15 protein-coding genes are annotated in these 15,413 nt (G+C 28.0%); 12 read left to right on the top strand and 3 right to left on the bottom strand.

The features are described 5' to 3' along the window. Positions 1-105: 105 nt before the first annotated feature. On the top strand, positions 106-672 hold the full coding sequence (locus ACKU4C_RS01730; RefSeq protein ID WP_321314114.1) for a thiamine phosphate synthase: 567 nt from the start codon (positions 106-108) through the stop codon (positions 670-672). On the opposite strand, the gene ACKU4C_RS01725 is transcribed toward ACKU4C_RS01730, so the two are convergent. Continuing rightward, a complete protein-coding gene (locus ACKU4C_RS01725) occupies positions 665-3,403 on the bottom strand; it encodes a RecB-like helicase (RefSeq protein ID WP_321314113.1) in 2,739 nt (912 codons plus the stop codon). The genes ACKU4C_RS01730 and ACKU4C_RS01725 overlap by 8 nt on opposite strands. 114 nt (positions 3,404-3,517) lie before the next feature. Between ACKU4C_RS01725 and ACKU4C_RS01720 the strand changes: the two genes are divergently transcribed. The 7 genes from ACKU4C_RS01720 (at position 3,518) to ACKU4C_RS01690 (ending at position 11,019) form a co-directional block, all read left to right on the top strand. Beyond that, the gene (locus ACKU4C_RS01720; protein ID WP_321314112.1) at positions 3,518-5,362 is read left to right on the top strand and encodes a GGDEF domain-containing protein; all 1,845 of its coding nucleotides are present in this window, start codon (positions 3,518-3,520) and stop codon (positions 5,360-5,362) included. Between the two features lie 45 nt (positions 5,363-5,407). After that, on the top strand, positions 5,408-6,307 hold the full coding sequence (argB, locus tag ACKU4C_RS01715; RefSeq protein WP_321314111.1) for an acetylglutamate kinase: 900 nt from the start codon (positions 5,408-5,410) through the stop codon (positions 6,305-6,307). Positions 6,308-6,315: 8 nt separating this feature from the next. Beyond that, positions 6,316-7,794, top strand: coding sequence for a threonine synthase (gene thrC / locus ACKU4C_RS01710; protein ID WP_321314109.1), 1,479 nt, complete (start codon positions 6,316-6,318; stop codon positions 7,792-7,794). Positions 7,795-7,942: 148 nt separating this feature from the next. Beyond that, positions 7,943-8,443, top strand: coding sequence for a ubiquinol-cytochrome c reductase iron-sulfur subunit N-terminal domain-containing protein (locus ACKU4C_RS01705; protein WP_321314107.1), 501 nt, complete (start codon positions 7,943-7,945; stop codon positions 8,441-8,443). 10 nt (positions 8,444-8,453) lie between these two features. Continuing rightward, on the top strand, positions 8,454-9,701 hold the full coding sequence (locus ACKU4C_RS01700; protein WP_321314105.1) for a cytochrome bc complex cytochrome b subunit: 1,248 nt from the start codon (positions 8,454-8,456) through the stop codon (positions 9,699-9,701). Beyond that, positions 9,701-10,585, top strand: coding sequence for a c-type cytochrome (locus ACKU4C_RS01695; RefSeq protein ID WP_321314103.1), 885 nt, complete (start codon positions 9,701-9,703; stop codon positions 10,583-10,585). The genes ACKU4C_RS01700 and ACKU4C_RS01695 overlap by 1 nt, the downstream gene beginning before the upstream one ends. 35 nt (positions 10,586-10,620) lie before the next feature. Next, entirely contained in the window at positions 10,621-11,019 is a 399-nt protein-coding gene (locus tag ACKU4C_RS01690; RefSeq protein WP_321314102.1) for a hypothetical protein, read from the top strand. Between the two features lie 30 nt (positions 11,020-11,049). Here the strand turns inward: ACKU4C_RS01690 and ACKU4C_RS01685 are convergent, their stop codons facing one another. Together ACKU4C_RS01685 and ACKU4C_RS01680 are read right to left on the bottom strand one after the other, a co-directional pair. Beyond that, the gene (locus tag ACKU4C_RS01685; protein ID WP_321314100.1) at positions 11,050-11,721 is read right to left on the bottom strand and encodes a 16S rRNA (uracil(1498)-N(3))-methyltransferase; all 672 of its coding nucleotides are present in this window, start codon (positions 11,719-11,721) and stop codon (positions 11,050-11,052) included. After that, a complete protein-coding gene (locus ACKU4C_RS01680) occupies positions 11,721-12,125 on the bottom strand; it encodes a hypothetical protein (protein WP_321314099.1) in 405 nt (134 codons plus the stop codon). Before ACKU4C_RS01680 ends, ACKU4C_RS01685 begins: the two co-directional genes overlap by 1 nt. Positions 12,126-12,195: 70 nt before the next feature. Between ACKU4C_RS01680 and ACKU4C_RS01675 the strand changes: the two genes are divergently transcribed. From ACKU4C_RS01675 to ACKU4C_RS01660, 4 genes are read left to right on the top strand one after another with little or no spacing between them, the layout of a single operon-like run. Further along, complete coding sequence (locus ACKU4C_RS01675; RefSeq protein ID WP_321314097.1) at positions 12,196-13,422, top strand: molybdopterin molybdotransferase MoeA; 1,227 nt, start codon at positions 12,196-12,198, stop codon at positions 13,420-13,422. Beyond that, positions 13,412-14,083, top strand: coding sequence for a 7-cyano-7-deazaguanine synthase QueC (gene queC, locus ACKU4C_RS01670; RefSeq protein WP_321314096.1), 672 nt, complete (start codon positions 13,412-13,414; stop codon positions 14,081-14,083). Before ACKU4C_RS01675 ends, queC begins: the two co-directional genes overlap by 11 nt. 2 nt (positions 14,084-14,085) lie before the next feature. Next, entirely contained in the window at positions 14,086-14,619 is a 534-nt protein-coding gene (locus ACKU4C_RS01665) for a 6-carboxytetrahydropterin synthase (RefSeq protein WP_321314095.1), read from the top strand. Next, complete coding sequence (locus tag ACKU4C_RS01660) at positions 14,612-15,361, top strand: 7-carboxy-7-deazaguanine synthase QueE (protein WP_321314093.1); 750 nt, start codon at positions 14,612-14,614, stop codon at positions 15,359-15,361. Before ACKU4C_RS01665 ends, ACKU4C_RS01660 begins: the two co-directional genes overlap by 8 nt. Positions 15,362-15,413: the final 52 nt, after the last annotated feature.

The following is a 15,413-nucleotide window of genomic DNA, read 5'->3' as shown; positions in this document are numbered from 1 at the left end:
TGACTTTCAAAAAGGGGAAAGATTTTTCTTTCCCCTTTTTTTATGCCCTATTTTTAATAAAAACTATAATAAAATCTCTAAAATATTTAATTTAGGGGTTAACAAATGGATAAAGATTTTATTAGTTATTTAATAACTGATCCAAAATACTATTCGAACAATCCAACACTTTTCAAAAAAAATTTAGAAAAAATATTAAAATCTAAAGATGTTAATATAGCTTGCTTTAGAGATAAAGAATCAGAAAATATAGAAGAGTTAGCTTCAATATTTGTAAAAGTTTGTAAAGATAACAATATAGAAAAAGTTTTAATCAATAGTAATATTGAATTAGCTTATAAACTTGGTGCAAATGGGGTTCACCTAAATTCAAGTCAATTTGATAAAATAAAAGAAGCAAAAAATTTAGATCTTTACACAATAATCTCTTGTCACAACTACAAAGAACTTGATTTGGCATTAAGATTTCATGTAAATGCAGTAACATATTCCCCTATTTTTAACACCCCAAATAAAGGTGAACCAAAAGGTATAAGTAACTTAAAAGAAGTAGTTAAAATATATGAAGATTTAAATATAATAGCTTTGGGTGGGATTATTACAGACACTCAAATAGAAGAGATAAAAAAAGCAAAAGCTTTTGGTTTCGCTTCTATTAGGTATTTTATATAAGTTTTTTTAAAATAGCTTCATTCTCTTTTAAATATATAATAAAAGTAAAAACTTTTTTGCCACCTGAAATCTCTTCTATGGCTTTCTTATAAGTTTTTACTTGTATCTCATGTTCTGGTAATTCATTTTGGGTAGTCTTATAATCAAAGATATAATAGGTATCATCTTTTATAGCTAATAAATCAATTATTTTTAACTCTTTATTATAAAGTAAAGATTGTTCTTTATTAAAATAAGCACCCTTAACTATATCCTGAAACTCTTTATGTTGAAGTAGATAGTTTATCCTTTTTTCTATACTAATAAAATCTTTATCAACTAAGTAGCTAGAATATCTATTTTTTGTAAGATTTAATGCGTATTTTAATGATGCTGTATTAAACTCATCCATCATCTCAAGGCAATAGTGTGTAGCTATTCCATAATATCTTGAATATAAAGAATACTCTTTATCTTCGTCATCTTTTTTTATTGGTTTATCTTGTAAACCTAAATTTAAAGGTTTATATACAACTTTTTCATTTTTTTCGTAATTTTTCGTTTTATTATCACTAATTTGAATCTCACCAATTTGACTTTTAACTAAATCTATAAGATTAAAAACTGAACTTTTATGATTTTTTTTATGAACAATAAGATTCTTTTTTGCTCTAGTTAAAGCAACATATAAGATATTTAATTCATCTTCAAAATTAAGTGCTTTTTCTTTCTCTAATGCTTTTTTATACTCTTCATTATAGTTTTCTAAACCAGATATTTTATAATAGATATTTTTTAGATTTACCTCGTCATACTCAAAAAGTAAAGAACTTTTATCAGCATTTTTTTGTTTAATTCTATCAAGTAGTAAAACTGTATGAAACTCTAAACCTTTTGACTTAAAAATTGTAAGTATTTGTAATCCAATTTGCTCCGAGTTTTCTATTGAAGCATCTAACTTATCAATTTCATATATAAAATCAATAATATTTTTATACTGATTACTTAATTCAATTAGTCTTATTACATTGTCATCAACTATATTTAAGAGATTTGAAATATTATATAATACCTCTTGTAGGCTATATCTTTTTATATCAACTTTTATTTCAAGCTTTGAAGAGGGTTCTTTCCCTAATATTGCATTTACATTCTCTTTATAAATATCTTCTTGGAAATAAAGATATTTAACCATATTTATCAAAGCTTTTACATTTTCTTGATTTATTAACTTTGAAGTCATCTCTGTAGATATTTTTAGACTTGGAAACATCTTTTTTAAATATGAATAGATATTTAATACATCATCATTAGTATAAGTTAATATTGCAATATCATTACTGTTTACACCACTTTGCATTAAAGATGAAATCTTTTTTGCAATATTTACATACTTATCCTCTTCCAATAAAGCCTCATCTTCTAAAACCTCAACAAAGCCATTTTTATGTAATGACATTTGGTCATAATACTCATAAGATGGAAGTTTTGAAAAACTACTATTTACAAAATTCACTATATTTTCACAAGAACGATAATTTGTATTTAAAACCTCAACTTCAACTTGTTTATTTGATTTTAATACATAATCAAAAAGCTCTCTTTTCCCACCTCTAAATCTATAAATAGACTGCTTTGTATCTCCAACATAAAAGAAAGTTTTAAATTCGTTTGAAGACAATATCTCTTCGATTAAAGGTTGCAAAATTTTATATTGCAATAAAGAGGTATCTTGAAACTCATCGATTAAGATATGTGAAAACTTTGAGTCTAATCTAAAATATAAAAAATCTTTATCTATTCTTTTAGAAAGTAATTCATATGTTAAATTTGAAATATCACTAAAGTGCAAATAGTTTTTTGATTTATTATATTTAAATTTATACTCTTTAAATAATTTATATAATTCAAAGAGCTTACTAATACTATAACCAGCTCTAATCTTATAATATATTGCCATCTCTTTTTTAACATTTAAAAAGAAAGTTTCAAGTAAATCATTTGCACATTTTTTAAAATAAGAAAACTCAAATACACTATCTTTGCTAAGCCAAGTTTTCCCTTTCGACATTAACTCTTCAAAGCTTTCAAAAGCAACAGCATTTTTTGCACTATTGGAAGCTTGCGGGCAGTTTAATATAAACTCTTTTATTTTTAATGCTTCCCCAAGTACATTTTTTTTCTGTACACCTAATAAACTTGCATCAATATTTACGGTTTCTATCTCTTCATTTTTTTCTAAAAGATTTTGAAATATCTCAAAAAGTGAATTATATTTTTTCTTCTCATATATTTGAAAGTCAACTAATTTGTCAAAATCTTCTAAAGATAAAGATTCCAAAAACCTAATACTTAAGCTCTCAATATCATCCTCTTTTATTTCAAAATCATCACTAATACCAATATATCCACAAAATTCTCTTAGTATCATATTTATAAATTTATCAATAGTAAAAATTGACAAACTTGCATTTGTATAATTATTTATTAATTTATCTTTTTTTTCTAAGATATTCTCTTTTGATAACCCAGACTCTCTTGAAATCTCTTCTAAATACGCTTTATCACTACCTAAATTAAGAAGAGTATTATAAATCCTCTCACTCATCTCATTAGCAGCTTTATTAGTAAAGGTAAGAGTTAGTATCTCTTTAGGTTTTGCGTTTAATAATAGTAGGGAAATATATCTTACTGTCAAGGCAAAAGTTTTCCCACTTCCTGCACTTGCTTTTAATGCTAAAAACTGTTTCATATTGAAATAATACATTATTAAAATTAATTTTTCCAATAAATTAACTTAAGATTAACTTTAATTAAATTTTTTATTGATATAATAAATCTATTTTTAAATTATGAGTAATATTCAATGAAAACAAAAAACAAAATTATCTTATTAGTTATTTCAATTATAAGTTTTATGTTTATCCTTATAATTGCAGATATGGTATATAACTTTAGAGAATATGGTATTAAATCCATTGATGATAAAGCACATGCCATTGCAAAAACTGTTGAACACTCTTTAACTTCACAAATGGTTTCTGGTGTTATCGATGATAGAGAATTATTTTTAAGCCAATTAAAAAACATTCCAAATATTGATAAAATCTGGTTAAGTAGAGGTCAAAAAGTTATTGAACTTTATGGTGTTGGTTTACTTAACGAACATGTAAAAGATAACATTGATGAAGAGGTATTACGTACAGGTAAAACAAAAAGAGTTATAGATGAAAATATTTTTTCTGAGAGTAATTATAGAATTACAATCCCTTATAATGCTACAAGCACAGGTAAAATCAATTGTATCTCATGTCATAGTAATGCTCAAGAAGGTGATACCTTAGGTGCAATTACTATTCAGATGTCAATTGATGAATCTAAGCAAGTAGGTATAAAAACTATGACAAATACCATTACAATTGCATTAATACTTATGATAGTAATTATTTTCATATTAAATATAATAATATCTCCATTTTTAAGTCTTTTTGATTCAATTAGAAAAGTTATGAATAAAGCTCAAAAAGGTGATTATTCATATCGTATTATTGGAGTTAAAGGTAAAGAATCAGAAGATGTATCTACTTGGATTAATGGATTTTTGGAAAAACTAGAGATTACTTTAGATTCTATTGATGCTAAGATATCTATTTTTCTTTCAGAAAACCAAAGAAAAATAGATAAAGATCATTTAATAAATGTAAAAAATACAGTTGAAAGACTTTCAGATGTTTATAAATTTAGAAAAACAATCGAATATGATGAAACTATAGACCAAGTTTATGATAGATTAGCCCAAATTATCAAAGATAAAACTGGTATAGAAAATTTTAACTTTTTTGAAGCAAATACAGTTAATGGTGAGATTACAGTAGTACATAAAGAAAAAAATATTTTTTGTAATATTTTTGAAGAGGGTTGTAGAGCAGATAGAACAAATACAATGATTGATTCTACGCAGTTTAAAGATATATGCCCAGCCTGTCACTCATGTGAAAAATACAACTACTTTTGTATTCCTTATTCTATTTCAAATGAGTTAGACCTTATTATCTCAATATTCACAGAGAGTGAAAAAGAGGTTAAAAGAGTACAAAATCTAACTCCATATATTCAAGATTATGTAGATGTTGCAAAAACTGTAATAGTAAGTAAAAAATTAATGCACATACTAGAAAAAAATGCACAAACAGATGCATTAACAGGACTTTTTAACAGAAAATATTTAGAAGATATAATTCCAAAAATAACTGCTCAAACAAATAGATTAAAAGTTGAATATGGTATTTTGATGTTAGATATTGATTTCTTTAAAATTATCAATGATACTTATGGGCATGAGATTGGAGATAATGCGATAAAAATAGTTGCTGAAATTTTAAATCAAAATATTAGGGAATCAGATATTGCTATAAGATATGGTGGAGAGGAATTTATGATTCTTCTATATAATTGTGATGAAAAATCGATTATAGAAGTAGCTCAAAAAATCAGAATGAATTTTTCAAAAGCAGAAATTCCAACTGGTGGAATAACCACAGTTAGAAAAACTTTAAGTATTGGTGTATCTATGTATCCTAAAGATACTGATGATATAAAAGAAGCAATTAGATTTGCTGATTTAGCCCTCTATAAAGCAAAAAACAATGGAAGAAATACAGTAGTTAGATTTACAAAATCTATATTTGTACTTCAAAATAAATCTAAGTAAATTTTAGATATAATCGCCCTTTCTAAAATAGTACTAGGATTTTCTATGCAAAAAAAACAACATAAAGTACAAACGTTACTAGACGCTATTCCACATATAAAAAAGTTTTATGGAAAAACTATTGTGATTAAATATGGTGGTTCGGCACAAACAAGCCCCGAATTAAAAGAAAAGTTTGCTGAAGATATTGTTCTTCTATCACTTGTAGGTATTAAACCTATTATTGTTCATGGTGGTGGAGCAAGAATTTCAGAACTTTTAGATAAATTAGAGATTCATTCTGAGTTTGTAGATGGACATAGAGTTACTTCTGAAGATACAATGAGAGTTGTTGAAATGGTTCTTTCTGGAGAAATAAATAAAAATATAACTTCTCTTTTAAATTATCATGGTGCAAAAGCCATTGGTATTTCTGGAAAAGATTCAGCAATAATAAAAGCAACTCCAAAAGAAAATGGTAAATTTGGTTACACAGGGGTTATCACTGAAGTAAATGGTGGAATGATTAACAATCTTATAAAAGAGGGTTTTATTCCAGTAATTGCTCCAATAGCAGATAGTGCAGAGCCAAATCATCCTGGATATAATATCAACGCAGATGTGGCTGCTTCAAAAATAGCCCAAGCTGTAAATGCACAAAAAGTTTTATTTTTAACTGATACTGTTGGTGTATTAGATAAAGAGGGAAATCTACTTAATTCATTGGATAAAAAAGATGTCCAAGGGTATAAAGATAATGGTACTATAGCTGGAGGTATGATCCCAAAAGTTGATTCATGTATAGATGCAATTTATAACGGTGTAAATAAAGCTCATATTATCGATGGAAGAGTTGAGCACTCTATTTTATTAGAACTATTTACTAGTGATGGTGTAGGAACACAATTTTTAAGAAAAGACAATCCAAACAATGGGATTGATATGGAAAAACTTTTAAACGACTAAGGAAAAAAATGAATTTTATTGAAACTAGAGGAAATGATAATAATAGAGCTCAAGAAGTTACTTTTAGTGAAGCAATTTTAAATCCAAGTGCTTCTTTTGGTGGTCTTTATGTACCAAAAGATTTACCTAAATTAGATGACAACTTCATTTTAAATCATCTTAACTCTTCATATAAAGAGTTAGCATATGATATTTTAAAAGCATTTGAGATTGATATTGATGAGGATGAGATAAATAAAGCTTTAGATTTATATGATAAATTTGATGACCCAACAAATCCATGTCCAGTCGTAAAAGTAAAAGATGATCTTTTTGTACATGAACAATATCATGGACCAACAAGAGCTTTCAAAGATATGGCATTACAACCATTTGGTTCTATATTAAGTTCAATAGCAAAAAAGAAAAATGAAAAATATTTAATTCTTGCTGCAACTTCTGGGGATACAGGTCCAGCTGCACTTAATACTTTTAAAAATAAAGAAAATATTCAAGTTGTGTGTCTTTATCCAGATGGTGGTACATCAGATGTACAAAGACTACAAATGGTTTGTGAAGATGGAGAAAATCTAAAAGTAATTGGTATCAAAGGGAACTTTGATGATGCACAAACTGCATTAAAAAATCTACTTGCATCAGAAAGCTTTAAAAAAGAATTAGAAAATGATGGAATAAAACTAAGTGCTGCAAACTCAGTTAACTTTGGAAGAATTATATTTCAAATTATTTATCATTTTTGGTCATATATACAACTTCTAAAACAAGAAGAGATTAAATATGGTGAAAAAATATATTTAGTAGTTCCAAGTGGAAACTTTGGAAATGTTTTAGGTGGTTTTTATGCCATGCAAATGGGAGTACCAGTAGAAAAACTACTTGTTGCTTCAAATGAAAATGATATTCTAACACAATGGATAAATACAGGTATTTATGATATTAGAGATAAAGAATTGAAACTTACGAAATCTCCTGCAATGGATATTTTAAAATCATCAAATATTGAAAGAGTAATATTTTCTATTTGTGGTGCTACTAGAACAAAACAATTAATGGAAGATTTAAATAATAATAAAATATTTAAAATGAATGAAGAAGAAACAGAAAAACTTCAAAAATATTTTTCTGCGATAAACTCTGATGATAAATATGGCGCACAAATTATAAAAGAATTCTTAGATTTAAAATATTTAATGGATCCACATACAGCAACTTGTATAAAAGCTTATCAAAATTTAAAAGAAAAAGATTTAAAAGTGGTTATTTATTCTACAGCTGAGTGGACAAAATTCTCACCAACAGTTCTTCAAGCGTTGCATGAAAATAGCATTTCACACCCAGATAAAGAGGCTTTAGATATTATTTCTAAAGAATATAATGCTAAACTTCCTGAATCAATTAAGGGGTTATTTTCTTCTGAAATAAGACATAAAGTTATTGTTGAAAAAGAAAACATTGAAGAAGAAATTGTGAAATTTATTAGAGATTAATAAATCTCTAATAAGCTCAGCTTATAATTATTGTGTGTAGATAATCTACATTTGCTCTCATAAATTGGCACTTTTTGACCAATATCATTATCTTTTAAGAAAATTATCAATATAATTAACAGATTTAAATTTAAAATAAGGAAGCTAAATGTCTAACGAAACTAATAGACGAGATTTTCTAGGTTATACATTTGCAGCTGTTGCAGCTGTCGGTGGTGCAGCTTCGCTTGTAGGTATGAAACAAGCATGGGATCCACTTCCAAGTGTATTAGCTGGAGGTTTTACGACTGTTGAACTTAGTGGAATAAAAGCTGGTGAGCCGATTGTAGTTACATGGAGAGGTAAGCCAATATTTATTCTTAAAAAAACTCCTGAAATGGAAGATAACAAAAGAGATCTAGTTGTTAATGGTGAAAGATTTACTGTTGCAATTGGATTATGTACTCACTTAGGTTGTATTCCTGCATGGAAAAAAGATAAATGGAAATGTGCATGTCACGGTGGTGAATTTAACCCTAGTGCAGAGCAAGTATTTGGTCCTCCTCCAAGACCGCTTGATTTACCACCTTTCAGTGTAAAAGGTACAGAAATTGTTCTTGGGGAAGAGGGTCCTGAGTACAAAAAAATCGCAACAGCGATGATGGCATAAGGAGAAGAGTATGGCAAAGATTACTAAAGCTAACTCTGTTGGAGAGTGGTTAGACCAAAGATTAAACACTACTACATTTAATAAAGTAATGATGACAGAATACTGGATTCCAAAAGATATTAACTTCTTATGGGCGATGGGTGTTCTTTTAGCAACTACTTTTGGTATCCTTATTATTTCTGGTATCTTCTTAATGATGTATTATAAACCAGATGTAAATTTAGCATTTGATTCTGTTAACTATACAATTATGCAAGAGGTTGCATTTGGATGGTTATTTAGACATATGCATGGTGTAGCAGCTTCGGTTGTATTCTTAATTATCTATATTCACATGTTTACAGGTATCTATTATGGTTCTTATAAACAAGGTAGAGAGATGATTTGGATTTCTGGTATGTTATTATTTATGACATTCTCAGCTGCTGGATTCTCAGGATATATGTTACCATGGGGACAAATGTCTTACTGGGCTGCTATGGTAATTACTAACCTTTTTGGTGGTGTTCCAGTTATTGGTGATGCACTTGTTGTGTGGATTAGAGGTGACTTTAACGTTGCTGATGCTACATTAACAAGATTCTTTATGTTACACGTATTCTTATTACCAATTGTAATTATGGGTCTTATAGGATTACATTTCTATACATTAAGAATTCCTCATGTTAATAACCAAACTTCTGAAGATATAGATTATGATGCAGAAGCAGAAAAATATCTAAGTGGAAATAAAAAAGAGTCAAAAGTTATTCCTTTCTGGCCAATTTTTATCTCTAAAGATTTAGCTGTATTAGGTATCTTCTTAATTTTCTATTTCTATTTAGTATTCTTCCATTATAATTTTGCAATGGATCCAGTTAACTTCGATCCAGCTGATAACATGGTTACTCCTGCACATATTTATCCAGAATGGTATTTCTTATGGTCGTATGAAGTGTTAAGAGGATTCTTCTTTGATGTTGGTCCAATTAAAGCATTTGATATTGGTCTTGCTGCATTTGGATTTGCAAATGCAATTTTCCTAGTATTACCTTGGTTAGATAGAGATACAAAAATTTTACCAGCACACAAAAGACCTGCTTTCTTTGTATGGTTCTGGATTTTAATGGTTGACTTAATAATATTAACAATTTGGGGTAAATTACCTCCAACAGGAACAAACGCATGGATTGGATTCTTTGCTGCTACGGCATTTATCCTATTATTTGTGATACTTCCAATTGTTACAAAAATTGACGTTAAAAAGAGAGGTGAGTAATGAGAGAATTAAAAATATTAGCTGTAGTAGTTGTATTAACACTTGTTACTTACTGGGGTGTTGAACCATTTGCACACTCACAAATGCACCCACATGTTGAGGCACCTGATTATACATTTGAAGATGTACAAGCAGATATTACTGATGTAAAAGCCTTAACAGGGAATGCTGAAAATGGTGCTATATTAGTACAAACAAACTGTACAGCTTGTCACTCAATTGAAGCACAAGGGTTTCCTCAAATTATGGATGATGCTAGTTCAGCTGCAGCTTATGGCGTAGTTCCACCTGATTTAGGAACATCAGGTAAACTTTATAATCCTGATTATCTAGCTGCATTTATTAAAGATCCAGCAAAAGCTTCTAAAACTTCGCATAAATTTGTTGATGGGAAAGTTCATCCAATGCCAGGTTATGGTTGGATGCAACCTCAAGAGATTGCTGATATGGTAGCTTACTTACAATCTATTGCTCCAAAAGAGATGACAGACAAAGAAGTATTCAAAGATGCTTGTCAAAGATGTCATGGTATTAAATATGGAGATATGAAAAATGGTACAATGAGTGCAAAAACTCCAGTTGAAAATATCAAAGCATATATGGGGAAAATTCCACCAGATTTATCTCAATACATTAGATCTAGAGGTGCAGAATATATTCATGAATTTGTAAATGATCCACAAAAACATTTAGAGGGTACAGCTATGCCTAGAGTTGGTTTAACTCATGATGCTGAAAAACAAGTTGTATCTTATATGGAAAAAGTTGGAGATTCTAAGAAACAAGAAAGAGAAGAATTAGGACCAAAATTCTTAATTTACTTAGTAATTTTTGCAATCTTTGCATGGTTATGGAAAGCAAGTAAATGGAGAGAAGTTCATTAAGAACTTCTTCTCTTAAAAAATATCTAGGGGAAAAAATGAAATTTATAAATATTTTAACTGCTGCAGCTTTAACGATTTCAGTTGCATCTGCTCAAGATGATGTTATGCAAAAATCTATGTCAATTATGGAAGAGGGAATGACTCAAATCCAAAAAGGATTTTTAAATAACAATGTTGAATTAATTAAAAGTGGTGCTAAGTTAGTAAAAGAAGGTAATAAACTATTCTCTAACAAAAACATTATCACTGTATATTTACCAGAAAATAAAAAACATATGGTTAATGTTGCTGAAAATGCTGCAAAAAGAATTGAACTTGATGTAAGTGTTTTAGAACTTAACTTAGAAGAAAAAGCATATATTAATGCTGCAAATGCATACTCAGATGTATTAAATGCATGTGCTAGATGCCACTCTATTGTTAGAAGTTGGTAACTAAATTAAAAGTAGAGATTAACTCTACTTTTATATCAATATTTTTGAAACTGCTGAGATTGCAGCTGTTTCACTTTTTAAAATCAAATTAGATTTAAAACCAATTACTTTTTCTCTATTAAACTTATCTCTTTCAAAATTTGAAAAACCACCTTCACAACCAAGTATTATTGTCTCTATATTTCCACTCACTTCATCAATTGATTTTTTTGAAAAATCTAAAATATAAGATTCTGGATTCTCATTTAAAAATTCATCTAATGAAGATTTTTCCTCTAATTTTATAATTGAACTTCTTCCACATTGAGAAGATGAATTTATTAATATTTTGTTTAATTTATCAAAATTGATTTTAAAATTCTTTTGAGAATATTCACAATATATAAAAGTGATTTTATCAAGACCTAATTCGTTTAAAGAAGCTATAGATTTTTCAATAGTTTTAGGGTCAACAACACACCAAGCAAGATGAAGTTTATTACTATTCTCGACGATTTTTTCTTCACTAGATTCTAAAGTTAAAAAAGCCTTTTTTCTATCAATAGAAATAATTTTGTAAAAATAGATAATATTGTCTAATAGATTTCTAAAAGGTATAGTTTCATCTACTTTATGTCTTCTAGCTTTTATTAAATATTTATATAAATCATCTATTATTTCAATATTTTGTTCCCCTGCTTTTTCATGAAAAGAAAACTGCATTAAAATACCTTACTTATTATATATACTAAAATTAAAACTGCAATCTCAATAGTATAAATCTTTTTAGCATAAGTTCTAAATTCTTCTTGAAGCTTTGTATCAGTAGATTTAATAACTCTCATCTTTTTATATCTTTTAATCTCAATTACCATCAAAAATATTGAAGTAGGTATCATAAGAGCTATTGTTACTGAAAAAGTATTTGCATAAGCTGCAATAATAGCTCCTGTATACATAACAATAGCATTTGAAAGATGATAAATAGGAGTCATAAACTTTAATCTTTTTGCTAATTTAATATGTTTATTTATACTTAAAACAGAATATAAATTAAAAAACATAATTAATAAAAAAACATATATAGCATAAACGTGTGTTACTACAGCACTGCCCATCAATTCCATGTTAATCTCACTTTTAAAAAATTTTGGTATTATACCTCAAATGTCATAAGGTGTTAGTAAAAGGATTATTATGGCCATAAATATGGACGAAGTAATAAATATAATAAATAATTTAGAAATAAAAACAAATTTTGAAATACTACCTATTGAAAACTCTATTGGAAGAATATTAGCTCAAACTATTAAAGCCAAAGTATGTTTACCAAAGTTTAATAATTCAGCAATGGATGGATATGCTGTTTTATATGAAGATGGGGGAGAAATACTAGAGATAAAAGATACAATCTTTGCAGGTGATGATAATAAATCACTTTTAGAAAAAGGTACCACTGTAAAAATAATGACAGGTGCACCTACACCAAAAAATTGTACAGCTGTAATTCCCAAAGAAGATTGCAAAATAATTAATGAAACCCAAGTTAAAATCCCAACTAACATTAAAAAGAATCAACATATCAGATTTATAGGTGAAGATATAAATCAAGATGAAATTTTAATCCATAAATATGATGAAATTGATTTTTCAAAAATCACTCTATTAGCTAGCCAAGGTATAAGCCATATAAAAGTTTTTAAAAAACCAAAAATTATAGTTTTTGCTAGTGGTGAAGAGTTAAAACTCCATTATGAAAAAGTTGAAGATTATCAAATATTCAACTCAAATACTCCAACTTTAATAAGTAGATGTTTAGAATTAGGCTGTCAAGTTGACTTTATTGGACAAGCTCATGACTCAATTGATTCAATAAAAGAATTAATTGAAAACTCTACTGATGCTGATTTGATTATAACCTCAGGTGGTGTATCAGTTGGAGATGCAGATTTTACAAAAGATGCTTTTAAAGAATTAAACTGTGAAAATATTTTTGATGGAATAAAAATTAAACCAGGAAAACCTACAGTTTTAGGAAAAATCAAAAATACTTATATATTAAACCTACCAGGTAATCCTTTGGCTAGTGCACTTATTTTTGAACTTTTTGGAAAACTAATTATTCAAAAGCTATTAGGTTCAAATAGAACTTATCATAATTTTATTTTTGCAAAAATAGGTGAAGAATTAAGAAATAAAAAAGGAAGAATCACTATAATTCCAGGCTTTTTTGATGGTGAATATTTTATAAGTGAACAAAAAAGAAGTCCAGGTATGGTTTCTACCCTTTCAAAATGTAATTCAATTATTGTATTAGATGAAAACGTTTCTTTATTAAAAAAAGATTCACCAGTAAAAGTTCTTCCAATTTCATGGAAGTTTTTTGAAAAATATAATAAGGATTTTTTAACAAATGAACAATAAAAAAGCAGTTTGTATATTAAGTGGTGGAATGGACTCAACTTTAGCATCATATATAGCCAAAAATGAAGGTTATGATATTATTGCAGTTCATTTTAACTACGGACAAAGAACAGAAAAAAGAGAGCTTCAAGCTTTTAGAAATATCTGTGAAGATTTAGAAATAAAAGAAAAATATGAGATTGATATTCCATTTTTTTCTCAAATTGGAGCTAGTGCATTAACTGACAAAACTATAGATGTACCAACAGAAGGTGTAAAGCCAGGTGTTCCTATAACATATGTGCCTTTTAGAAATGGTATTTTCTTATCAATTGCTAGTGCAATTGCAGAAAAAGAGGAAGCCCAAGCTCTTTTTATAGGTGTTGTTGAAGAGGATAGTTCAGGGTATCCAGATTGTACAGATTCATTTATATCAAAAATGACAAATGCAATAAATGAAGGTACAAAAGAATCAACAAAACTAGAGATAAAAACACCTTTAGTAAAACTGATGAAAAGTGATATTGTAAAAGAAGCTATAAAGTTAAATGTTCCTTTAGAACACACTTGGTCATGCTATAAAGAAGAGGAAGAAGCTTGTGGAGTTTGTGATTCTTGTAGATTAAGACTTAATGGCTTTAAAGAAGCAAATACAACTGATCCTATACCATATAAGGCATAATTTTGACTTGGAAAATATCTAAATCATTTGACTTTTGTTATGGTCATAGAGTTTGGTCGCAAGAGTTAAATCCAGACTATTCCCTTGACCCATGTTTAAAGTGTCGACATCTACACGGACATCAAGGTAAAATTAAAATATTCCTTGAAGCTAGTGAATTAAAAAATGGTATGGTAACAGATTTCAAACATCTAAATTGGTTTAAACAATTTTTAGATGACGTTTTAGACCATAAATTTATTATTGATATCAATGATCCACTATTTGAAACTTTACTTCCACACTATAAAAAAGATGAGTTATTAGAGTTTGAAGAGGGTTATAAGTTGGTTGATTTAACAAAAATTAAAGATGAGCCAATACATATAAAAGAGATGTATGAGGGTTATGTATTAGTTGATTTTGTACCAACAAGTGAAAATCTTTCAGCATGGTTTTTACAAATAGCCTCAAATAAAATGGAAAAAATTGGTATAAAAGTTGCTAGTGTAGAGTTTGCTGAAACACCAAAAAGCAAAAGCCACGTATATGCTTGAGATAAATGAAATATTTGGACCTACTATTCAAGGTGAAGGAAAACTAGTAGGGACACCTTCAATATTTATACGTTTTGGTAAATGTAATATGAAATGTGTTGGGTTTAATGTTGAATATGAAACTCCAAGTGGTATAAAAAAATGTTCTTGTGATTCATATTATGCAGTTGATACTGCTTTTAAAGAACAATGGCACAAAATGTCAACACAAGATATTATAAAAAAAGTAGAAGAACTAAAGCCTAATTACAATGTTGATATTGTTATTACAGGTGGAGAACCTCTTCTTTATTGGAATAACATAGAATTTCAAAACCTATTAAAATATTACATTGAAAACAATTATAAAATTACAATTGAAACTAATGCTTCTTTGGATATTGAGTTCACAAAAGAGTATCAAAAAAAGATTCTTTTTTCTATGAGTGTGAAACTATCTAACTCTTTGGAACCACTAAAAAAAAGAATAAATAACAATACATTAACAAAAATATTAGAAAATACAAGGGATTCGTATTTAAAATTTGTTATTGACAAAAAATTTATAAAAGAAGATACAAAAGAGATTGACTCTATATTAAATCAAATCCCTAAATCGGAAGTTTATCTTATGCCTAGGGGAGACACTGCTGCACAAATAAATGAAAATAGTGAGTCAGTAATCAATATGGCTATTCAAAAAGGTTTTAAATACTGTGACAGGCTTCATATAAGGGTTTGGGACAATAAAAGAGGTGTTTAGCTAATTGTAGCTATAATGTCTCTTTAAAAGATTATAATTATCAAAAGGATTT

Source organism: Halarcobacter sp. (genome assembly GCF_963676935.1).
Classification (GTDB): Bacteria; Campylobacterota; Campylobacteria; order Campylobacterales; family Arcobacteraceae; genus Halarcobacter.
The sequence above is the reverse complement of the archived record's forward strand: the minus strand, read 5'-3'. Positions and strand labels throughout refer to the sequence as shown.

Excerpts from the sequence above, each read along its gene's own strand:
- ACKU4C_RS01675 (WP_321314097.1), top strand. The coding sequence starts at position 12,196 with ATGGCCATAAATATGGACGAAGTAATAAATATAATAAATAATTTAGAA.
- ACKU4C_RS01690 (WP_321314102.1), top strand. The coding sequence starts at position 10,621 with ATGAAATTTATAAATATTTTAACTGCTGCAGCTTTAACGATTTCAGTT.
- ACKU4C_RS01660 (WP_321314093.1), top strand. The coding sequence starts at position 14,612 with ATGCTTGAGATAAATGAAATATTTGGACCTACTATTCAAGGTGAAGGA.
- ACKU4C_RS01705 (WP_321314107.1), top strand. The coding sequence starts at position 7,943 with ATGTCTAACGAAACTAATAGACGAGATTTTCTAGGTTATACATTTGCA.
- ACKU4C_RS01700 (WP_321314105.1), top strand. The coding sequence starts at position 8,454 with ATGGCAAAGATTACTAAAGCTAACTCTGTTGGAGAGTGGTTAGACCAA.
- ACKU4C_RS01730 (WP_321314114.1), top strand. The coding sequence starts at position 106 with ATGGATAAAGATTTTATTAGTTATTTAATAACTGATCCAAAATACTAT.
- ACKU4C_RS01725 (WP_321314113.1), bottom strand. The coding sequence starts at position 3,403 with ATGAAACAGTTTTTAGCATTAAAAGCAAGTGCAGGAAGTGGGAAAACT.
- queC (WP_321314096.1), top strand. The coding sequence starts at position 13,412 with ATGAACAATAAAAAAGCAGTTTGTATATTAAGTGGTGGAATGGACTCA.
- argB (WP_321314111.1), top strand. The coding sequence starts at position 5,408 with ATGCAAAAAAAACAACATAAAGTACAAACGTTACTAGACGCTATTCCA.
- ACKU4C_RS01720 (WP_321314112.1), top strand. The coding sequence starts at position 3,518 with ATGAAAACAAAAAACAAAATTATCTTATTAGTTATTTCAATTATAAGT.
- ACKU4C_RS01685 (WP_321314100.1), bottom strand. The coding sequence starts at position 11,721 with ATGCAGTTTTCTTTTCATGAAAAAGCAGGGGAACAAAATATTGAAATA.
- thrC (WP_321314109.1), top strand. The coding sequence starts at position 6,316 with ATGAATTTTATTGAAACTAGAGGAAATGATAATAATAGAGCTCAAGAA.
- ACKU4C_RS01680 (WP_321314099.1), bottom strand. The coding sequence starts at position 12,125 with ATGGAATTGATGGGCAGTGCTGTAGTAACACACGTTTATGCTATATAT.
- ACKU4C_RS01695 (WP_321314103.1), top strand. The coding sequence starts at position 9,701 with ATGAGAGAATTAAAAATATTAGCTGTAGTAGTTGTATTAACACTTGTT.